Source organism: Micromonospora purpureochromogenes, from assembly GCF_900091515.1.
In the GTDB taxonomy this organism is placed as follows: Bacteria; Actinomycetota; Actinomycetes; order Mycobacteriales; family Micromonosporaceae; genus Micromonospora; species Micromonospora purpureochromogenes.
Genome location: NZ_LT607410.1, coordinates 341,823 through 362,116 on the forward strand (window position 1 = coordinate 341,823; position 20,294 = coordinate 362,116).

18 protein-coding genes, 2 pseudogenes and 2 riboswitches are annotated in these 20,294 nt (G+C 74.3%); of the genes and pseudogenes, 13 read left to right on the forward strand and 7 right to left on the reverse strand.

The genetic code is table 11. The features are described from left to right. Positions 1-14: 14 nt before the first annotated feature. The 8 genes from GA0074696_RS01535 (at position 15) to GA0074696_RS01570 (ending at position 6,266) form a co-directional block, all read left to right on the forward strand. Positions 15-1,547, forward strand: a complete 1,533-nt coding sequence (locus GA0074696_RS01535) for a CpaF family protein (RefSeq protein WP_088959433.1) — start codon at positions 15-17, stop codon at positions 1,545-1,547. 157 nt (positions 1,548-1,704) lie between these two features. Next, a complete protein-coding gene (locus tag GA0074696_RS01540; protein WP_088959434.1) occupies positions 1,705-2,604 on the forward strand; it encodes a type II secretion system F family protein in 900 nt (299 codons plus the stop codon). Further along, positions 2,604-3,461, forward strand: a complete 858-nt coding sequence (locus tag GA0074696_RS01545) for a type II secretion system F family protein (RefSeq protein ID WP_088964295.1) — start codon at positions 2,604-2,606, stop codon at positions 3,459-3,461. Before GA0074696_RS01540 ends, GA0074696_RS01545 begins: the two co-directional genes overlap by 1 nt. Before the next feature lie 27 nt (positions 3,462-3,488). Next, positions 3,489-3,683 carry a hypothetical protein gene (locus tag GA0074696_RS01550; protein ID WP_088959435.1) on the forward strand — a complete coding sequence of 65 codons (195 nt, stop codon included), beginning with the start codon at positions 3,489-3,491 and terminating at the stop codon, positions 3,681-3,683. Further along, positions 3,680-4,213: a TadE/TadG family type IV pilus assembly protein gene (locus tag GA0074696_RS01555; RefSeq protein WP_088959436.1), complete on the forward strand. Its 534-nt coding sequence runs from the start codon at positions 3,680-3,682 to the stop codon at positions 4,211-4,213. The genes GA0074696_RS01550 and GA0074696_RS01555 overlap by 4 nt, the downstream gene beginning before the upstream one ends. Then, the gene (locus tag GA0074696_RS01560; protein WP_088959437.1) at positions 4,210-4,686 is read left to right on the forward strand and encodes a TadE/TadG family type IV pilus assembly protein; all 477 of its coding nucleotides are present in this window, start codon (positions 4,210-4,212) and stop codon (positions 4,684-4,686) included. Before GA0074696_RS01555 ends, GA0074696_RS01560 begins: the two co-directional genes overlap by 4 nt. Further along, positions 4,683-5,102: a hypothetical protein gene (locus GA0074696_RS01565; protein WP_088959438.1), complete on the forward strand. Its 420-nt coding sequence runs from the start codon at positions 4,683-4,685 to the stop codon at positions 5,100-5,102. Before GA0074696_RS01560 ends, GA0074696_RS01565 begins: the two co-directional genes overlap by 4 nt. 15 nt (positions 5,103-5,117) lie before the next feature. Further along, a complete protein-coding gene (locus GA0074696_RS01570; protein WP_088959439.1) occupies positions 5,118-6,266 on the forward strand; it encodes a LysM peptidoglycan-binding domain-containing protein in 1,149 nt (382 codons plus the stop codon). Between the two features lie 51 nt (positions 6,267-6,317). Here GA0074696_RS01570 and GA0074696_RS01575 read toward each other — a convergent pair whose 3' ends face one another. The 3 genes from GA0074696_RS01575 to GA0074696_RS01585 form a co-directional block, all read right to left on the reverse strand. Continuing rightward, complete coding sequence (locus GA0074696_RS01575) at positions 6,318-7,157, reverse strand: Rieske 2Fe-2S domain-containing protein (protein ID WP_231925224.1); 840 nt, start codon at positions 7,155-7,157, stop codon at positions 6,318-6,320. Between the two features lie 82 nt (positions 7,158-7,239). Continuing rightward, positions 7,240-8,340 (reverse strand): hypothetical protein, encoded by a 1,101-nt coding sequence (locus GA0074696_RS01580; RefSeq protein WP_088959441.1) that lies wholly within the window; start codon positions 8,338-8,340, stop codon positions 7,240-7,242. Then, positions 8,340-8,855, reverse strand: a complete 516-nt coding sequence (locus tag GA0074696_RS01585; protein ID WP_088959442.1) for a SigE family RNA polymerase sigma factor — start codon at positions 8,853-8,855, stop codon at positions 8,340-8,342. Before GA0074696_RS01585 ends, GA0074696_RS01580 begins: the two co-directional genes overlap by 1 nt. A 212-nt stretch (positions 8,856-9,067) precedes the next feature. Continuing rightward, positions 9,068-9,211: riboswitch (cobalamin riboswitch) on the forward strand. A 172-nt stretch (positions 9,212-9,383) separates the two neighbouring features. Between GA0074696_RS01585 and GA0074696_RS01590 the strand changes: the two are divergent. From GA0074696_RS01590 to GA0074696_RS01600, 3 genes and pseudogenes are all read left to right on the forward strand, one after another. After that, positions 9,384-11,725 (forward strand): annotated as a pseudogene (locus GA0074696_RS01590) (ribonucleoside-diphosphate reductase subunit alpha). Between the two features lie 2 nt (positions 11,726-11,727). Then, a pseudogene (locus GA0074696_RS01595) lies at positions 11,728-12,713 on the forward strand (ribonucleotide-diphosphate reductase subunit beta). Positions 12,714-12,732: 19 nt separating this feature from the next. Then, positions 12,733-13,800 (forward strand): DNA glycosylase AlkZ-like family protein, encoded by a 1,068-nt coding sequence (locus tag GA0074696_RS01600; protein ID WP_088959443.1) that lies wholly within the window; start codon positions 12,733-12,735, stop codon positions 13,798-13,800. A 43-nt stretch (positions 13,801-13,843) separates the two neighbouring features. Here GA0074696_RS01600 and GA0074696_RS01605 read toward each other — a convergent pair whose 3' ends face one another. Then, positions 13,844-14,263 carry an ester cyclase gene (locus GA0074696_RS01605; protein WP_088959444.1) on the reverse strand — a complete coding sequence of 140 codons (420 nt, stop codon included), beginning with the start codon at positions 14,261-14,263 and terminating at the stop codon, positions 13,844-13,846. Positions 14,264-14,502: 239 nt separating this feature from the next. Continuing rightward, the gene (bluB, locus tag GA0074696_RS01610; RefSeq protein ID WP_088959445.1) at positions 14,503-15,129 is read right to left on the reverse strand and encodes a 5,6-dimethylbenzimidazole synthase; all 627 of its coding nucleotides are present in this window, start codon (positions 15,127-15,129) and stop codon (positions 14,503-14,505) included. Positions 15,130-15,165: 36 nt separating this feature from the next. Further along, positions 15,166-15,363: riboswitch (cobalamin riboswitch) on the reverse strand. 135 nt (positions 15,364-15,498) lie between these two features. Between bluB and GA0074696_RS01615 the strand changes: the two genes are divergently transcribed. Beyond that, positions 15,499-16,260, forward strand: coding sequence for a crotonase/enoyl-CoA hydratase family protein (locus tag GA0074696_RS01615; protein ID WP_088964296.1), 762 nt, complete (start codon positions 15,499-15,501; stop codon positions 16,258-16,260). Here GA0074696_RS01615 and GA0074696_RS01620 read toward each other — a convergent pair. Further along, the gene (locus GA0074696_RS01620) at positions 16,253-17,737 is read right to left on the reverse strand and encodes a dihydrolipoyl dehydrogenase family protein (protein ID WP_088959446.1); all 1,485 of its coding nucleotides are present in this window, start codon (positions 17,735-17,737) and stop codon (positions 16,253-16,255) included. The two genes, GA0074696_RS01615 and GA0074696_RS01620, sit on opposite strands and share 8 nt — an antisense overlap. Positions 17,738-17,829: 92 nt before the next feature. Between GA0074696_RS01620 and GA0074696_RS01625 the strand changes: the two genes are divergently transcribed. Continuing rightward, positions 17,830-18,885, forward strand: coding sequence for a serine hydrolase domain-containing protein (locus GA0074696_RS01625; RefSeq protein ID WP_088959447.1), 1,056 nt, complete (start codon positions 17,830-17,832; stop codon positions 18,883-18,885). A 458-nt stretch (positions 18,886-19,343) separates the two neighbouring features. Here the strand turns inward: GA0074696_RS01625 and GA0074696_RS01630 are convergent, their stop codons facing one another. Next, positions 19,344-20,261 carry a phytoene/squalene synthase family protein gene (locus tag GA0074696_RS01630; RefSeq protein ID WP_088959448.1) on the reverse strand — a complete coding sequence of 306 codons (918 nt, stop codon included), beginning with the start codon at positions 20,259-20,261 and terminating at the stop codon, positions 19,344-19,346. Positions 20,262-20,294 lie beyond the last annotated feature (33 nt).

The window sequence follows — 20,294 nt, forward strand, 5'->3', positions numbered from 1 at the left end:
CGGGGAGGCACGTCATGCGGTTTGAGCCGGTCTCCCACGACCCGCGCCAGCAGCCGGGGGCGACCTCGACGATGCCGCCGCTGCCCCCGGTGAACGGCCGGCACCACCAGCCGGCGCCGCCCGTCGCCCCGCCCACGCCCGCCCCGCCGCCGCGACCGCGGGTGGACTTCGCGGTGGTCCGCGAGCTGCGCCGGGAGTTGAGCGAACGGCTCACCCAGTGGCAGCGCGGCCGGGAGTTCGACGCCAACGCCGAGGAGGTCGAGCGGGCCCGGCTCGCGGTCGCCGTGGTCTCCGGGTACGCCGACTCGGTGCGCCGGGCCGGCACCCCGATGGCCGCCGACGAGGAGCGGATCCTGCTCGATCAGGTCACCGCCGAGCTGGTCGGGCTGGGCCGGCTTCAGACGCTGCTGGTGGACGACACCATCGAGGAGGTGCACATCCTCGGCTGCGACCAGGTGCGCATCACCCGGCACGGCGGGGGCGTCGACTGGGTCGAGCCGATCGCCGACAGCGACGACGAGCTGGTGGAGATCCTCCAGGCGGCCGCCCGCCGGGCCGGGGCGACCGAGCGGTCCCTGTCGACGTCCAAGCCGACGCTCGACCTGCAACTGCCCGACGGCAGCCGCCTCGCGGCGGTGTTCCTGGTCAGCCACCGCCCGTACGCGGTGATCCGCAAGCACAACACGCTGGACGTCAGCCTGGAGGAGATCGCCGGCTCCCGCCCCGACCTGGACGAGATGATCGACCCGCTGCTGCGCGACTTCCTGCGGGCGTCCATGCGGGCCGGGCTCAACATCATGGTCGCCGGGCTGGCCGGGGCGGGAAAGACCACGGTGATCCGGGCGCTGATGGACGAGATCCCGCCCGACGAGCCGTACGTGCTGCTGGAGGAGAGCCGGGAGCTGCTGCCGGCCCGCCGGGGTCGCAAGCACCGGGCGGTGATGAGCTTCGAGTCCCGCGAGGGGCACGGCGAGCGCGGCATGGACGGGCGACCGGCGGGCGAGGTGAGCATCGCCGACCTGATCCCGGTGTCGCTGCGGATGGGCGTGCTGCGGATCATCGTCGGCGAGGTCCGGTCCCGGGAGATCGTGCCGATGCTCCAGGCGATGACCACCAGCCGCGGCTCGATGTGCACCATCCACGCCCGTACCCCGGCCGGGGTGAGCGAGCGGATCATCGAGCTGGCGCTGGCCCACGGCCGGGAGATGACGGTCGACCAGGCCCGCCGGATGGCCGGCAACGCCCTCGACCTGATCGTCTACGTGACCGTCGAGGACGAGACCGCGATCGGCGGGCGCAAGCACCGGTTCGTCTCCCACGTGGAGGAGGTGATCGGGGTCGGCGAGGGCAACCGGATCGTCACCACCAGCGTCTTCGGCCCCGGCCCGGACGGCCGGGCCGTCCCCCGCCACCTGCCGGAACGCATCCGCGACCAGTTGCTGCGGGTCGGCTACGACGCCCGGCTGCTGACCCGCTTCATCGAGGCCGGCACCGGCGCCTGGCGCCGCCCCCGGCACAGCCGACTGGGCCCGGCGGTACGCCGGTGAGCGCGGGCGTCGGCTCGGGGATGGACCGGCGCGCTTTGGTGAGCGCGAGGAGTGCGCCGGGGTTGCGAGCCCCGCAGTCGCGAACGGAGACAAGTCCGGTGAGCGCGACGAGTGCGCCGGGGTTGCGAGCCCCGCAGCCGCGAACGGAGCCGGTCCGGTGACCAACATCGAGCTGATCGCCGTCGTCTCCGGGGCGGCCTGCGTCGCCGGCCTGGTGCTGGCCGTGGTCGCGCTGGTCGGCACCCGGGCACCGGCCCGTTCGGTGCCGGGGGCCGGGCGCGGGCTGCGCCGGCTCTGGCTGGGCTCGGGCGCGGGCCGCCGCGCGCAGCGGGCGCACCAGGTCCGGCTGGCGGTGGCGGTGGCGGCGGGCGCGCTGGCGTTCCTGCTCACCGGGCTGCCGGTGGTGGGGCTGATCGTGGCGGTGGCCGTGCCGGGGGTGCCCTGGCTGTTCTCGGTCGGCCGGGCCGAGGAACGGGCGATCGCCCGGATCGAGGCGGTCGGCGAGTGGACCCGCCGACTGAAGGACGTCTCCGCCACCGGGCAGGGCCTCCAGCAGGCGATCATCGGCACCATCGCCACCGTCCCGCAGGAGATCCAGGAGGAGGTACGGCTGCTCGCCGCCCGCCTGCAGGCCGGCTGGACGGCCCGTACCGCGCTGCTCGCCTTCTCCGACGAGATCGGCGACCCGGTCTGCGACCAGGTGGTGGCGGCGCTGATCCTGCACCTGACCGACCGGGGCGAGCGCCTCGGCGACGTGCTCGGCTCGATCGCCTCGGCCGCCGCCGCCGAGGTGGGCACCCGGCGCGAGGTGGAGGCCAAGCGCACCCAGCCCCGGTTCGCGGTCCGCTTCCTCACCGGGATGACCCTGGCCGTGCTGGCGTACGGGCTGCTGAACACCGAGTACGTCCGCCCGTACGGCACCGTGTTCGGGCAACTGGTGATGGCGGTGCTCAGCGCGGCCTTCGTCGGGCTGCTGATCTGGGTGCGGTCGATGAGCCAGCCCCCGCCGCCGGCCCGCTTCCTCCCCGCCCCCGACCCGGAGGAGGCGATCGCGTGATCGTCAACTGGCAGCTCGCGATCGCCGTGCTCGGCGGGGCGACGGTGGGGCTGGGCCTGTTCCTGGCGGTCCGGGAGGCGTTGCCGGCCGCGCCGGCCCTCGGCCCCGCGCTGCGCCGGCTGCACCAGCCCCCGGGCACCGTCGCGCCAAACCGGGGCCTGGACTGGTTGGGCGGGTTCTCCCGCTGGCTCAGCCCCCCGCACCGACAGCTCGCGCTGATCGACAAGACCCCCGAGCAGTACGCCCTGTCGGTGCTGCTCTCCGCCCTGATCGGGTTGGCCACCCCGACCGTGCTGGGGGCGGTGCTCTTCCTCGGCGGGGTACGCCTGCCGGTGGTCGTACCGGTGCTGGGCAGCATCGGGATGGCGCTGGTCTGCGGGCTGCTCGCGCACCGCGCGGTGCTGGCGCGGGCGGATTCGGCGCGCGACGAGTTCCGCGCGGCCGTCTGCACCTACCTCGACCTGGTGGCGCTGCAGCTGTCGGCGGCGCACGGCCCGGTGCAGTCGCTGGAACGGGCGGCGGCGGTCTGCGACGGCTGGGTCTTCGACCGGATCCGCGAGGCGCTGCGGATCGCGCAGATGCAGATGCACTCGCCCTGGGACGAGCTCCAGGAGTTGGCCGAGCGGATCGGCATCCCGGAGCTGGGCGACGTCGGGGCGATCATGCGCTCCTCCGGCAGCGAGGGCGCGCAGGTCCACGAGACCCTGCGCAGTCGTGCCGACTCGCTGCGGGACCAGATCCGCACCGACAACCTGACCCGTGCCGAGGGGGTGACCAGCCGGCTGGACATCCCCGGTTCGCTGCTGGTCTTCGTCCTGCTCGGTTTCATGCTCTACCCGTTCGTCGCCCGGCTGTAGGCCCCCCACCCCGACAAGGAGCACGTCATGCAACTGATCGCCTACCTGCACGTCACGCTGGCCGCACGGTTGGCGGAGCTGCGCCGCGACGGGGACCGGGGCGACAGCCCGGTGCCGACCGCGGTGATCATCTTCGGCCTGGTCGCGGCGGCGATCGCGGTCACCGGTCTGGTGATGACGCGGGCCACCGACTGGATGGACAGCGTCCCCACCGCGCCATGACCCCTTCGACGAGCTGGCCGGACGCACCTCGGGCCGGCCGGGCGGTCCCTGCCACCCGGCCCCGGGGCGCGTCCGGCCGTCCCCACCCCGGCCGGGTCGCGCCGGTCGTGGTGCGGCGCCTGCTGCGGGCCGCCCGGCGACGGCTCGCCGCCGGGGGTACGGACCGGGGCGCGAACCCGGTCGAGCTGGCCGTCGTCATGCCGGCGGTGCTGGTGCTGCTCTTCGCCTCGGTCCAGGTGGCCGCGTGGTTCGTCGCCCGGTCCACCGCGCTGAACGCCGCGCAGAGCGGGGTGAACGCGCAGCGGGTGCTCCAGGCGCCGGCCGGGGCGGGCGAGGCCCGGGCCACCCGGTTCCTCGGCGCGGCCGGTGACTGGCTCGTCGGCTGGGACAGCCCCGGGCCGACCTGCGTCACCGGGCCCACCGAGGTCACCTGCACGGTCACCGGCCGGTCCCTGTCGGTCATCCCGGGCGTCAGCTTCCGGGTCCGGCAGACCGCGCACGGCACCGTCGAACGCTGGACGAACCCGTGACCGCCGTCGCGGACGGCCGCACCCGGGGCTCGGTCTCCATCGAGGTCGCCGTGCTCGCCCCCGCGTTCATCGCGCTGATCGTGCTGGCTGGGGTGACCGGGCGCACCGCGATCGCCGACGAGGCGGTGGAGGCGGCCGCGCACGACGCCGCCCGGGCGGCCTCGATCTCCCGGGACGCCGGCACCGCCCGCGACGCGGCCCGCGACGCCGTCCGCCGCCAGCTCGACTGGCGACGCCTGAACTGCGCCGGCGCGCCCCGGATGACCTTCAGCGGCTCGGTACGTGGCCGGTCGACCAGCTTCGACGCGGCGTACCGCAGCCCGGCCGGGCAGCCGGCGAGCGTGACCGTCTCGGTGACCTGCGTGGTGTCCCACCGGGACCTGCGGCTGCCGGCACTGCCCGGGATGCCACTGCGGACCACCGCCTCGGCGACCTTCACCTCCCCGCTGGACCGCTACCGGAGCCGGGGATGACCGGCCGCGACGAGGGACGGGTGAGCCTGTTCCTGGCCGTCGCGATGACCGGCGTGCTCGCGGTCATCGGCGTCGCCTACGACGGCGCCGGCCAGCTCCGGTCGCTGCAACGCGCCGACGACCTCGCCGCCGAGGCGGCCCGCAGCGGCGGCCAGGCCGTCGACCGGGCCCGCGCCATCGAGGGCGGCCCGAAGGAGATCGACGAGGGCGACGCGCGAGCCGCCGTCCGCGACTACCTCTCGGCGGCGGGCGCGACCGGGCACTCGGTGAGTTTCCCCGTGGTCGACGGCGAGAAGCAGATCCGGGTACGCGTCACCGTCACCTACCGCCGGCACATGCTCGGCCTCTTCGGCATGGACGACACCGTCACCGTCTCGGGTGAGGCCACCGCCCGGGCGCTCACCGAGGCACCGTAGGAAGGGAAGGCCGCCATGACCGCATCGCGTGGCTCCGCCGTTCGGCGGACCGGCCAGTTGCTCACCGGGTTCGGGTCGCTGGTCGTCCTGGTCGCGCTGCTGGTGGGCGCCCCGGTGGCGCTGCTCGCCTTCGCCGGCAATCCGCTGCCCGACCAACTGCCCACTCTGTCGGAGGTCGGCACGGCGCTGACCAGCCGGGACGACGGTCGGTTGTTCCTGCGGGCGCTGGCCGTCGTCGGCTGGTTCGGCTGGGCGACGTTCGCCTTCTCCGTGCTGGTGGAGCTGGCGGCGCAGGCGACGCGGCGACCCGCGCCCCGGCTGCCCGGGATGAGCCGGCAGCAGCGGGCCGCGGCGGCCCTGGTCGGATCGGTCGCGCTGATCATCGCGGCGAGCCCGGCGGCCAGCGCGGCGGCGGCCATGACGTACCCGGCGACGGCCGGCACCGGGCACCCGACGACGGGCGCGGCAGTGCCGGCGACGGGCGCGACGGTGGTCCTCGCGGCGCCGCCCGTCGGGTCGACGGGGTCGGTCCCGGAGGGCGCCGGCGCCGAGGCTGCCCGGCCGCAGCCGGCCCCGCCGGTCTACCGGGTCGCCAAGGGCGACTACCTGGGCGGGGTGGCGGAACGCTACCTGGACGACTTCGACGGCTACCGGGAGGTGGCCCGGCTCAACCGGCTGCAGGACGCCGACCGGATCCGGCCCGGGCAGCTGATCAAGCTGCCGGCGCGGGCCGAGGACGACGGCGTTCGCAGGCACGCGACCGGCCGGCTGGTGGCGGGCCCGTCGACGCCGCGCAAGCCGTCGCCGCATCCGCCGGCCGCGTCTCCGCAGCAGCCGCCGCACAGCACGCCGCTCCCCGACGAGCAGGCCGGTCCGGACACGCCGGGCGGTCAGGCGGGACCGGGCGGGACCGACGCAACGCCGGGACAGCCGGCCCCGCGGACGATGCCACCGCAGGTGGAGCGGCCGGCGGGGGCGCCTCCGGCGATGGCGGCCGGGGCGTCGCGGGCCACCGACGACGAGGGGATGAACCGGCCGCTCGCGGTCTCCGCGGTGCTCGCCGTGGCCAGCATCGTCGGCGCGCAGATCGGCGCGGTGCTCGGGCTGCGCCGCCGCCCGGCCCGGGCCGTCGCGGCCGCCCGCGCTCGCCACCGCCGCGACTGAGCCGGGTACGCGCATCCGGCCGCGTGGTCCGGCCAGGTGCCCGGTGCGAGGTCAGGGCAGCTTGGTCTGGAGGATTCCGTCGACCACCCGGGTCGGCAGGAGCTGCTGGTCGTTCGCGGCCGGGCCGTGCACGACCTCGCCGCCGTTGAGCCGGAACGTCGAGCCGTGCCAGGGGCAGACCACGCAGGCGTGGCCCTCGATCTCCTGCACCTCGCCCTCGCCGAGCGGGCCGCTCTGGTGCGGGCAGCGTTCCAGCATCACGGTGACGTCGTCGCCGTGCCGGTAGAGGATCACCGAGACGTCGTCCACCTCGCGGGTGATCAGCTCGCGCTGCGGCAGCGTCGCCAGGTCGGCGATGGCCTTCCACTCGTCGGTCATCCGGTGCAGCTCGGAGATGCTCTGGTTGACCTGCGCACCCTGCTTGTACGCCAGGTGCCCGCCGATGTACGCCCCGGTGCTGGCCGCGCTCAGCCCCAGGTACGCCAGCGCCCGCCCCATGCCGTGCCGGCCGCGCATCCGGGCAGCGAGCGAGCCGGCGTAGAACACCAGCGCGACGGAGTTGGAGGCGGCGTGCACCAGCCCGACGCGGCGCTGGTCCCGGGCCAGGGCGGCCCAGTCGTTCAGCCCGGCGACGGCGGCCGGGAGGGCGCTCACCGTACCCAGCCCGACCAGGGTCGTCGCGGCCCGGCGCTGGCCGGGCAGCAGGTCCAGCACGGCGGCGCTGATCCACGCACCCACCGGCACCTGCACCATCGCCGGGTGCAGCGGATGGCCCAGCCAGACCCCGTGCAGCAGGTCACGGACCCGCTGCCCGCGCAGGGTCGACTGGACGGCCCGCTGGAGCCGGTCGCCGACCGGGTCCAGCGCGGCGTTCTGCTCGATCTTGTTCATCAGCGCTCGCACGTTCCCCGACTTCCCGGCAGATGCGGTCGCAAACCGGGCGGCGGGTACGAATTCCGCCGCCCGGTCGACATCAGCGCCACTCGTCGATTTCCGGGTAGAGGGTGGCGCTGCGGAAGAGCCCGTCCAGGTTGCCGCCGAGCGTGCGCAGGGTGGCCTTGTCGTGCGCGGTCATCTCCACGTAGAGCCCCTGGACCCAGTAGACCTGGAGGCTGGCGCCACCGTCGACCGACGAGCGCCGGCGGGCGGGGTGGCCGTCGATCCGGGAGTCGGGCAGGGCGATCACCTCACCCTGGGGGTACGTGAAGGGCAGCACCCGCACCACGAGCGACCAGTCCCCGTACTTCGTCCGCTTGCCGGTGCCGTAGGAGACCTCGACGTCCCAGCCGTCGTAGGCCCTCCTGGTCACCAGGTACGCCATCGGCTTCAGGCCGGCCGGGGGCGTGGCGAAGCGCACCGGCAGCCGGATCGGCCAATCCACGGCGTAGCGGATGTCGAGCGCGATCCGCCGGGCGACGGCGCGCGGGTCGCCGGCGCTCACGGGCGCGTACCGAACGATCACCTCGGCCCAGGCGCCCGGGGCGTACTCCCAGCGCAGCGCGGCGGACCGGGGCTCGACGGTGGCGTTGGTGTTCCAGCGGGCGGTCCGGCCGTTGACCAGCTCGGCCGGCTCCAGGCCGGCGGAGCCCGCCCGTCCGGCGGCCACGGCGAAGTCCCGGTCGATGCCGAGCGCGATGTCCCTGCCGGCGGGGACCATCCGCAGTTCGGCCGTCGGCGTTTCCTCGGCAGGCCGGGGCGGCATCTGCGGCGCCGAGGCGGTCAGCGCGAACTGGTCGGTTCCCGTCCGGACGGTCCGGTCGTTCATCACCGGAGGCACCCAACCGAACTCGGCGTACTGCCGGGCGGGGTCGAAGGCGGCCGGGGCGGTCGCCGGCATCGGCGCGGCGGTCGGGGACGGCGTGAGCGCGGGGGCGACCGGCGTCGGCCGGTCCGGCCGGCCGACCAGCGCCGGGGCGGCGGCCAGGACCGCGACCACCGCGAGCCCGGCGGTGGCCGTTGCGGCGATCCGCCGCCGCCGCACCTGCCGGCGCCCGTCGCGTACGGCCCGGTGCAGGTCCACGGCGGACGGCGGGAGCGGTACGTCCCGCAGCGGCGCCAGCAGCTTCTCCTCCATCACTTCCCCTCTCCGGTGATCGCGTAGGCGTCCGTGCCGAGCAGCCGGCGCAGGCTGGCCAGGCCGTGCGAAGTCTGGCTCTTGACCGTGCCGGCGGTGCAGCCGAGGGTGGCGGCCACCTCGTCCACCGGCCGGTCGTGCAGGAAGCGCAGCACCAGCACGGCCCGCTGCCGGGGCGGCACCTGGGCGAGCGCGGCGTGCAGCAGCTCCCGGTCCTCCACCGCGTCGCCGGTCGGGGCGGGGGCCGGCTCGGGTGGCGTGTCGACCAGGCGGACCCGGGACCAGAGCCGGCGCTTCTCGTCGAGGAAGACCCGGACGAGCACGGTACGCACGTACGCGTCGACGTTGTCCGCCTCGCGGGCCCGCCGCCAGCCGACGTAGAGCCGGGTGACGGCGGTCTGGACCAGATCGTCGCCGCGGTGCGCGTCCCCGGTCAGGTGGCAGGCGATCCGGCGCAGCGCCGGCAGCCGCGACGTGACGTACTCGACGTACTCCTGTTCCAGGTCCGCCCGCATCCACCCACCCCGTCCGTGAACATCCACCCCGCTGACGGGGTCGGCCACCGTCCAGGTTGTACGTGGCGCAGAATTTCTCGCCGACGCGACACGCCCACAGCATATGGTGTGTTGGCTTTTTGCGACCCACTACATCTAGGATCACTTTCACTGCTGGTGCGACCCCCCAAGGGTCCGCCAGGCGTCGACGCCCGCCAGGCGTCGCGCCGAACAGGGAACCCGGTGCGGATCCGGGACTGCCCCGCAGCGGTGAGCGGGAACGACCGCCGTCACGAGCACTGGGCCCGACGGGGCCCGGGAAGCGACGGCCAGTAGGCGAACGCGCCGGACGCGTCTGCCCGCGAGTCCGAAGACCTGCCAGCAGGGCGAGCCCACCGGGCGCGCGGACCACCTCGGGGCCTCGTGGGAGGGCCGTCGAGCCGTACGGAGCACCGCCGGCACACCGACCGGCGGCGATCCGGCGTGCCGTCGTGCCCTCCCGCGGTCCACACCGACCACCCAGGAGAGCACGTGACGGCGTCATCCACCATCGCCCCACCCCCGGTCGGGGCACTGCGGGACCTGCTGCACCAGCACCACCACGACCTGCCCGACACCGACCCGGAGCGGATCCTCGCCCTGGTCTCCTCGGGGCGCACCGCCGGCGCGGACACCGACGAGCTGACCCGGCTGGCCATCGCGGCGGCGGCCGGGCTCACCGCCGAGGAGCCCGGGTACGCCCGGCTGGCCGCCCGCCTGCTCGCCGGGCGGATCGCCGACGAGACCACCGGCCAGGGCATCGACAGCTTCAGCGACAGCGTCGCCGCCGCGTACGCCGAGGGTCTGCTGGACCCGGGCTTCGCCGGCTTCGTCGCGACGCACGCCGCCGCCCTCGACGCCCTGGTCGACCACGCCGGCGACGACGCCTTCGAGTACTTCGGACTGCGCACCCTGCACGACCGCTACCTGCTGCGCCACCCGCGCAGCCGGGCGGTGCTGGAACGGCCGCAGCACTTCTGGCTGCGGGTGGCCACCGGCCTGTCCGACACCGTGGAGCAGGCCGGCGAGCTGTACCGGCTGATGTCCCGGCTGGCCTACCTGCCCAGCTCCCCGACGCTGTTCAACGCCGGCGCCCGGCACCAGCAGCTCTCCTCCTGCTTCCTGGTCGACTCGCCCCGCGACGAGCTGGACTCGATCTACGAGCGCTACACGCAGGTGGCGAAGCTGTCCAAGTTCGCCGGTGGGATCGGCATCTCGTGGTCCCGGGTGCGCTCGCGGGGTCGCTGATCCGGGGCACCAACGGCCGCTCCAACGGCATCGTGCCCTGGCTGCGCACCCTCGACGCCAGCGTCGCGGCGGTCAACCAGGGCGGCCGGCGCAAGGGCGCGGCCTGCGTCTACCTGGACACCTGGCACGCCGACATCGAGGAGTTCCTGGAGCTGAAGGACAACACCGGCGACGAGGCCCGGCGTACGCACAACCTGAACCTGGCCAACTGGGTGCCGGACGAGTTCATGCGCCGGGTCGAGGCGGAGGCCGACTGGTCGCTGTTCGACCCGAAGGAGGTGCCGGAGCTGGTCGACCTGTGGGGCGCGGAGTTCGACGCCGCGTACCGGGCGGCGGAGGCCGCCGGCAGGGCGGCGCGGACGCTGCCGGCCCGCACCCTGTACGGCCGGATGATGCGCACCCTGGCGCAGACCGGCAACGGCTGGATGACGTTCAAGGACGCGGCGAACCGCACCTGCAACCAGGTCTGCGCGGGCGGCGGCGTGGTGCACCACTCCAACCTGTGCACCGAGATCCTGGAGGTGACCAGCGACGACGAGACGGCCGTCTGCACGCTCGGCTCGGTCAACCTGGCCGCCCATCTGGTCGACGGTGGCGTGGACTTCGCCACGCTCGCCGCGACGGTGCGGCTGGCGGTCGGGGCGCTGGACCGGGCGATCGACCGGAACTGGTTCCCCACCGAGCAGGCGGCCACCGCGCACCGGCGGTGGCGGCCGCTGGGGCTGGGTGTGATGGGGCTGGCCGACGTCTTCGCCGCGCTGCGGCTGCCGTTCGACTCGCCGGCGGCGCTGGCCCTGTCCACCCGGATCGCCGAGGAGGTCGCCCTGGCCGCGTACGACGCCTCCGCCGACCTGGCGGCGGAGCGCGGCGCGCACCCGGCGTACCCGCTGACCCGGGCGGCCGGCGGGGTGCTGCACCCGGACCACTGGCCGGACGCCCGGCCGACCCGGCCGGAGGCGTGGGCGGCACTGCGGGAGAAGGTGGCCCGGCACGGGCTGCGCAACTCGCTGCTGGTGGCGATCGCGCCGACGGCCACCATCGCCTCGATCGCCGGCTGCGCCGAGTGCGTCGAGCCGCTGGTCTCGAACGTCTTCAAGCGGGAGACCCTCTCCGGGGAGTTCCTCCAGGTCAACCGGCATCTGGTCGCCGACCTGAAGCGGCTGGGCCGGTGGACCCCGCAGACCCGGGAAGCGATCAAGCGGGCGGACGGCTCGGTCCAGGAGCTGGACCTGCCGGCGGAGCTGAAGGCGTTGCACCGCACTGCCTGGGAGCTGCCGCAGAAGGCGCTGATCGACCTGGCCGCCGCCCGCGCCCCGTACGTGGACCAGTCGCAGTCGCTGAACCTGTTCCAGGCCAGCCCGACCATCGGCCGGCTCTCCTCCATGTACGCCTACGCCTGGCGGGCCGGCCTGAAGACCACCTACTACCTGCGTTCCCGCCCGGCGACCCGGATCGCGCAGACCACGGTCGCCGCCGCGCCGGCCGCCGCACCCGTGCCCTCGCCGCGAACGGCGGCACCCGCCCTGCTCACCCTGTCCGTCGGCGAGAGCGACGCGGTCGCCTGCTCGCTGGAGAACCCCGAGATCTGCGAGGCCTGCCAGTGACGATGCTGCTCGACCCCGGCATGGACCTGACCCTGCGACCGATGCGCTACCCGGACTTCTACGAGCGGTTCCGGGCCGCCATCCGCAACACCTGGACGGTGGAGGAGGTGGACCTGGCCTCCGACGTACCCGATCTGGCCACGCTCTCCGTCGGCGAGCGGCACCTGGTCCACCGCCTGGTGGCGTTCTTCGCCACCGGCGACTCGATCGTGGCGAACAACCTGGTGCTCAACCTCTACCAGCACGTCAACGCGCCCGAGGCCCGCCTCTACCTCTCCCGCCAGCTCTACGAGGAGGCGGTGCACGTCCAGTTCTACCTGACCCTGCTCGACACCTACCTGCCCGACCACGAGGAGCGGGCGAAGGCGTTCGCGGCGGTCGAGCACATCCCGTCGATCCGCGACAAGGCGGAGTTCTGCTTCCGCTGGATCGACTCGATCGGCGGCCTCCACCGGCTGGAGACCCGGGCGGAGCGGCGGGCGTTCCTGCTCAACCTGATCTGCTTCGCGGCGGGCTGTTCTTCTACGGCGCCTTCGCCTACGTCTACTGGCTGCGCTCGCGCGGGCTGCTTTCCGGGCTGGCCACCGGCACCAACTGGGTGTTCCGCGACGAGTCGATGCACATGGAGTTCGCCTTCTCGGTGGTCGACACCGTCCGCGCCGAGGAGCCGTCGCTGTTCGACGAGGCGATGGCGGATGAGGTGCGGACCATGCTGGACGAGGCGGTGACGGCCGAGCTGGCCTTCGCCCGGGACCTCTGCGGGGACGGCCTGCCGGGCATGAACACCGCCGACATGCGCCGCTACCTGGAGTACGTCGCGGACGCGCGGCTCGCCCGGCTCGGCCTGCCGCCCGCGTACGGGTCGACGAACCCGTTCCCGTTCATGGAGTTGCAGGACGTGCAGGAGCTGACCAACTTCTTCGAGCGGCGGGTGTCCGCGTACCAGGTGGCCGTCGGCGGTGAGGTCAGCCTGGACGACGACTTCTGAGGGCGCATAGCCTCGGCCCATGCCTGTCCACCGGCTCGATCGGGTCGACGCCCGGCGGATCGCGGTGCGCGCCCAACTGCTGGACGCGCACCGCCCGCCGGACCTGCTGACCGTGGTCAACAGGTTGACGTTCCTGCAACTGGATCCGACGGCCGCCGTGGCGCCCAGCGCCGACCTCGTCGCCTGGACGCGGCTGGGCGCCGGGTACCGGCCGGACCACCTGCGGCAGGCGGTGGAGCAGGACCGCAGCATGTTCGAGCACCAGGCCATGGTGTGGCCGACGGCGGACCTGGGGCTGCACCTCGCCGAGATGGCGGCGTGGCCGCCGGAGGGCTCGCGCAAGCACGCCTGGCTGGCGGCGAACGCCACGTTCCACCGGTTCGTGCTCGACCTGCTGCGCGACTCCGGCCCGCTGCTGTCCCGCGACGTGCCGGACCGCAGCGTGGTGCCGTGGCCGTCGACCGGCTGGACGAACAACCGCAACGTCACCCAACTGCTGGAGATCCTCGCCGCCCGCGGCGAGATCGCCATCGCCGACCGGGTCGGGCGGCAGCGCCGGTGGGATCTGGCCGAGCGGGTCTATCCGGCCGGCACGACGGCCGTCCCGGCGGACGAGGCCCGGCGGATGCGTGACGAGCGGCGGTTGCGTTCGTTGGGCATCGCCCGGGCGTCGGTCGTCGGGGAGGCGGGTGAACCGGCGCAGGTCGAGGGCACCGCCGGCACGTGGCGGGTGGACCCGGCGGCCCTCGGCCAGCCGTTCGCCGGCCGTACCGCGCTGCTGTCGCCGTTCGACCGGCTGGTCCACGACCGGAAGCGGGCCCGGGAGCTCTTCGACTTCGAGTACGTGCTGGAGATGTACCTGCCGAAGGCGAAGCGCCGCTGGGGCTACTTCGCGCTGCCCGTGCTGCACCACGACCGACTCGTCGGCAAGGTGGACGCCACGGCCGACCACCGGGCCGGCGTCCTGCGGGTGCACGCGATCCACCAGGACGCCCCCTTCACCCGCGCCGTCACCGCGGCGGTCGGCGCCGAGCTGGACGCGTTGGCGTCGTGGCTCGGCCTGACCGAGGTCACCCGCATCTCGTAGGCGACGTCGGGTGACGGTCGTCCCGGGCCGGCGGCCGGTGCCATCAGGAGCGCCGGAGCTGCGCCCCCAGGCCGTGCCGGTCGATCTGGATCCAGTACTCGACGATTCGCCCGTCCCGCACCCGGTAGACCGCGCTGGTCACCTGCGTCACGGGCAGGCCGGTGGGTGGGAACCCGTCCACCTCCCCCAGGTGCCGCCCGTGTTGGGTCCACCGCGCGTAGACCCGGTCACCGGCCCCGAACAGCTCGTCCACCCGCAGGCTGAAGTCCCCGTACGCGGCGAGCATGTCGCGGACGTGCGCCGCGTACTGCGCCGGGGTGCGCTCCACGGTCAGCTCGTCCTCGGCCTGCACCTGGTGAGCGAGCACCCGGTCGGCCATGAGCCGGTGAGCGGCGTCCGGGTCGACACCCGAGCGGACCCGTGTCATGAACTCCCGCACGACCCGCGTCTCCGTCGTCTCCATGTCGTCGAGCCTCCCGCACCGGCCGCCCACCGCTGAAGATCCAATCCTGGACGCCCGGCTACCGGGCGCGGTGCCCAGGTGAGGAACCGCTCGGTCACGGCGGCCGCGTCCCACTTCCGGGCGCGGCCGCCGCCCACGCTGCGAGGTGCCCCCCCCCCCCGAGTCGTTCACGTCATCAGGTCTGTAGCGCACGGCACCCCGGGGGTCTCCGGGCGCGGCGCAGCCCGCGGTGGCCAAGGTCAGCGACCACCCGCCCACCGGTCGGTGTGCAGCGCGTCGGCCAGCGGGCGCTTCTGCCGCCAACCGTGCCGGGCCAGGTCGGGCACCTCCTCCAGGTGCGTCACCGGCCCGACGCAGAGCCAGGCCACCGGCCGGATGCCGGTGGGAATGCCCAGCAGGTCGGCCAGGAACGGCTCCCGGTAGAAGGAGACCCAGCCGACGCCGAGGCCCTCGGCGGTGGCGGCCAGCCAGAGGTTCTGGATGGCCAGGCAGACCGAGTAGAGGCCGGCGTCGGCGATGGCGTGCCGGCCCAGCACGGCCGGGCCGCCCCGCGACGGGTCGTAGGTCACCACGACCGACAGGGTCGACTCCAGCACACCGTCGATCTTGATGCGGGCGAACCGTGCCGCCGCCTCACCGGACAGGGTGGCCGCGAAGGTGTCCCGTTCCGTCCGCACGTGCTCGTGGAAGCGGCGGCGCAGCCCGGCGTCCCGGACCAGGACGAAGTCCCACGGCTGCGAGTAGCCGACGCTGGGCGCGGCGTGCGCGGCGTCGAGGACGCGGTGCAGGGTGTCGTCCGGCACCGGCGCCCCGGTGAACTCGGCCCGGACGTCCCGGCGACGGTGGATGGCGGTGTAGAGGTCCACGGCAGGCTCCCGCTGCGCAAGGCCCACCCGGGACGGGTGGGCGGTCGACGCGAGGCCGGTCTTCGGACTCCCGGATCGACGCCTGGCCGCCCGCCTTCCCAGCCGTATGGCCAGTGGCTGCGCTCTCGCGCGTGGACGGTGGCTCCCCGGTCACCGCGGCGGGCCCGTGCCGGATTTGCACCGGCTTCCCGATTCTCCCCGCGCACGCGGGGCACCTCGCATGATCGTTGCCGTCGGCGATGGTAGCGGCCCGGCCGGGCGGAACGGGCATGCGCACCGGGGTTGCCGCGCCCTGGAGTGACGGACTCCCGGGCCGATCCGCCCGACCGCCCCTGGCGTGCCGGCGCCGCCGGGCGGCATGCTGTGCCGATGGCCGTACACGTCACGCACGACGGACCGGTGACCACGGTGATCCTCGACCGGGCGGCGTCGCGCAACGCCGTCGACGGCCCCACCGCGCGGGCGCTCGCCGACGCGTTCCGCGCCTTCGAGGCCGACCCGGAGGCCCGGGTCGCGGTGCTCTGGGGCGCCGGCGGCACGTTCTGCTCCGGCGCCGACCTCAAGGCGATCGGTACGCCTAGCGGCAACCGGGTCGAGCCGGACGGCGACGGCCCGATGGGTCCGACCCGGATTTCGCTGTCCAAGCCGGTCGTCGCCGCGATCTCCGGGTACGCCGTGGCCGGCGGCCTGGAGCTGGCGCTCTGGTGCGACCTGCGGGTCGCCGAGTCCGACGCCGTGTTCGGGGTGTTCTGCCGGCGCTGGGGCGTACCGCTGATCGACGGTGGGACGGTCCGGCTGCCGAGGTTGATCGGGGAGAGCCGGGCGATGGACCTGGTCCTCACCGGCCGCCCGGTGCCCGCCGAGGAGGCGTACGCGATGGGGCTGGTCAACCGGTTGGTCCCGCCGGGTGAGGCGCGGGCGGAGGCCGAACGGTTGGCCGCCGAGATCGCCCGCCACCCGCAGACCTGCCTGCGCAACGACCGCGCGTCGGTGCTCGCCACCGCCGGCCTGACCGAGCCGGAGGCGCTCGCCACCGAGCTGGCGTACGGCATGCGGTCGCTGAACACGGACGCGGCGGCCGGCGCGGCCCGGTTCGCCGCCGGGGCCGGCCGCCACGGCACCGTCAGCTGAGGTCGCGCAGGGCGTCCTCGATCGCCCGGTGGAACGTCGGGTACGCGTAGATCATGTGCCGGAGGTGGCTCAGCGGCACCGCCGCGTGCACCGCCACCACCAGCGCCGACAGCACCTCGCCGCCGGCCGGGCCGACGGAGGTCGCGCCGACCAGCACGCCCTGGTCGGCGTCCGCGACGAGCTTGATGAAGCCGTCGTTGCCGGCCTTGTGGATCCAACCCCGGGCGGACGACGACAGCTGGGCGAAGCCGACCTGCACGTTGATGCCGCGCTGGCGGGCCTGGTGCTCGGTGAGCCCGACCGCACCGACCTCCGGATCGGTGAAGGTGACCCGGGGCAGCGCCCGGTAGTCGGCGCGGGGCAGGGTACCGGCGGCGCCGCTCGGGCCGGTCGCGGTCATCGCGCCGCCGACCGCGCTCGCCGCGCCCATCGCACCGCCCACCACGCTGGCCGTCCCGCTCGGGTCGGGGCCACTGTCGGCGTGCCGGGTGCGGTCGAGCACGCCGGCGATGACGATCGCCGCCTGGTACATCGCGATGTGGGTAAAGGCCCCCTCACCGGTGACGTCGCCGACGGCCCAGACACCGTCGGTCACCCGCATCTGCCCGTCGACCGGCAGGTAGCGCTGCCCGGGGTCGACGCCGATCGAGTCCAGGCCCAGCTCCTCCAGGTGCGCCCGGCGCCCGGTGACCACCAGCAGCCGCTCCGCGTGGAACGCGTCGTCGCCGGCGTGCACGGTGAAGGTGGCACCGTCGTGGCTGACCCGTTCCGCCTTGACGCCGGTGCGGATCTCCACCCCGTCGGCCCGCAGCGCCTTCTCGGCCACCTCGGAGGACTCGGGCTCCTCGACCGCGAGGACCCGGTCCGCCGCCTCGACCACGGTCACCCGTACGCCGAACCGGGCGAACACCTGCGCCAGCTCCAGCCCGATCGCGCCGCCGCCGAGCACCAGCAGCGATTCGGGCAGCTCCTCGACCTCGATCGCCTGGTGGTTCGTCCAGTACGGCGTGTCGGCCAGGCCGTCGATCGGCGGCACGGAGGGCCGGGTGCCGGTGCCGAACACGATCCCGTGCCGGGCCTGGATGACCTGGTCGCCGACGCGTACCCGGCCGGGGCCGTCGAGCCGGGCGCTGCCGCGCAGGAACCGCCCACCCCGGCCGGTGAACCGGTCGACCGCCACCGTGTCGTCCCAGGTGTCGGTGGCCTCCTCGCGGATCCGCTTGGCCACCGGCGCCCAGTCCGGCTGGACCTGGGCCGAACCGGCCAGCTCGTTGACCCGCCGCGCCTCGGCGAGCGCGTTCGCCGCCCTGATCATCATCTTGCTGGGGATGCACCCCCAGTACGGGCACTCCCCGCCGACCAGGTCACGTTCGATGCCGACGACGCTCAGACCGGCCTCGGCGAGCCGCCCGGCCACCTCCTCGCCGCCGACGCCCAACCCGACCACGACCACGTCCACCACTTCCGGCTCCGCCATGCCGTCAGCATTCCCCAGCCACCGGACGCCGGCCAGCGGACCGCACCGGAATTCCCGCGCCCGTAATCATTGCTACCGCCTACGGTGGCCGCATGCCCGATCGCTTCGCCCCCGTCCGCGACTGCTTCCAGGATCTGCTGGCCACCGGCCGGGAGACCGGCGCCGGCCTGACCATCTGGTACGACGGCCACCCGGTGGTCGACCTGGGTGCCGACAGCCGCGGGGCGTGGCGGCCGGACACGCTGGTGAACGTCTACTCGGTCGGCAAGCCGGTCGCGGCGCTCTGCCTGCTGCTGCTCGTCGACCGGGGTCGGCTCGACCTGGACGATCCAGTGGCGACCCACTGGCCCGGGTTCCGCACCCCCGCCACGGTCCGCCAGGTGCTGAGCCACACCGCCGGCCTGCCGACCTTCCCGGTGGCCCGGCCCGCCGAGGCGGTCGCCGACTGGGAGCTGCTCTGCGCCGACCTGGCCGCCGCCGACCCGGAGTGGGAGCCGGGCAGCGTCGCGGGCGAGCACGCCTGGACGTACGGGCACCTGGTGGGCGAGCTGGTCCGCCGGGTCGACGGGCGGTCGGTGGGGCGGTTCCTGGCCGAGGAGATCGCCGACCCGTGGCGCCTCGACCTGGGCTTCGGCCTCGGGGCAGCGGACCAGCGGCGGTGCGCGGACCTGTCGTACGGCGATCCGGCCTGGCCGGTGCGGATGCTGGGTGAGCCGGGATCGCTGCGGGCCCGGGCACTGAGCAACCCACCCGGCGGCCTCGACCTGGCGGTGGTCAACAGCCCGCTCTGGCGGGGCGCGCAGGTCCCGGCGGTCAACCTGCACGCCACGGCGTCCGCGCTGGCCCGGCTCTACGCGGGCCTGGCCGCCGGCGGCACCCTCGACGGGGTACGCCTGTTCAGCCCCGAGCTGGTCGCCGAGGCCACCCGGGTCCAGTACGACGGCCCGGACCTGGTGCTCGATCGCCGGGCCTGCTGGACGCTGGGGATGCAGCGCGAGCCGGACGGGAGCTGGGGCATGGGCGGGATCGGTGGCAGCAGCGCCTGGGCCGACCCGGAGCGGGGCTACGTCTTCGGCTACGCCACGGCCCACCTGGCCGACCACGATCGGGTGGACGAGCTGGTCGAGGTGCTGCACTCCTGCCTCTGACGTCGGCGGCAGGGTCACCCCGCGTCACGAGCCCCCAGCATCACGCACGGTGACGGCCGAGGACTCCCCCGCATTGCCACTCGGACGCTTTGCTCTGCTGCCGCCACGGCAACACGAGAACTGAGCAGCGCATCCACTCAAGGCCATCCTGACGGCGCGGGCGTCGGTCGTTACCGAGGGTTGCTGTTGCCGGGGAGGCAGCAGAGCAAAGCGTCTGAGCAGATGCTCGGCGGGAAGCAGCGCCCTCACGCTCAGTGCACGCTCCCGGCGGGCCTCGCAGGTCCGGCAACGAGCGGACGGGTCAGCGCATCCAGACCGGGTCGACGCCGGGCGCCTCCAGCGGCGGCGGATAGCCCAGCTTCCGGCGTACCTCGCCGGGGAGCCGCCACGGTTGGTGCACCGCCTTCCCCGCCACCGACGTCAGTTCGGGAACCCAGCACCCACCGCGGTACGCGCACTCACCGTCGAACCAGGCTCGGCCCGGGTACGGCGACCGGGCTGCCGGTCGGGGTGAGCAGGGCCCGGGCGGCCACCGCCAGCCGGCGACGCTGCGGCACCAGCGCCCGGCGGGCGAACACGTCGTAGCCCTGCGCGGCGACCTCGTCGAGGATCCCGCCGTAGAGCGCGTACGCGGTCCGCATGCACGCCTGCGAGGCGGGGCTGAGCAGGGTGATGCCCGGTGCGGCAGCCTCGTAGTGCGCCTGGGCGCGGGTCACCTCGTACCCGATCAGGTCTCGGATCCTCGGCGTGGTGCGGGCCTGATCCTTCGCGGCGAGCAGGTCGTCGCGGGTGACGCCGAACTTGGCCAGGTCCTCGTCGGGCAGGTAGGTGCGGCCCCGGTCGAGGTCCTCGGCGACGTCCCGGATGAAGTTGGTGAGCTGGAAGGCGAAGCCGAGCTGGCGGGCCGGCTCGCGGGCCGCCGCCGGGTCGGAGCTGCCGAGGATCGGCAGCATCATGGTGCCGATGACCGCCGCCGAGCCTTCCATGTAGTCGAGCAGGTCGTCGTAGGTCGGGTACGACAGCACGGTCAGGTCCATCGCCATGCTGCGCAGGAACGACGCGAAGTCGGCGCGGTCGAGATCGAATACGGCGATGGTGTGCAGCACGGCCGGGAGCAGCGGGTCGTCGACCGGTTCACCGTGCAGGCCGGCGACGAACTCCGCCGACCACTGGTCCAGCCGGGCGGCGCGCTCGGCGGGCGGCAGCTCCTCGGTGCGGTCGACGATCTCGTCGGCGTAGCGCGTGAATCCATACAGGGCGTGCACATGACGTCGTTTCCACGCGGGGAGCAGCCGGGTGGCGAGATAGTAGGTGCGACCGTGCCGTCGGTGCAGCTCCTGGCAGCGGGCATAGGCAGCGGTGAGATCGGTGTCCACCGGCCCTCCTCGAAATTCGACGCAGCAATCGAC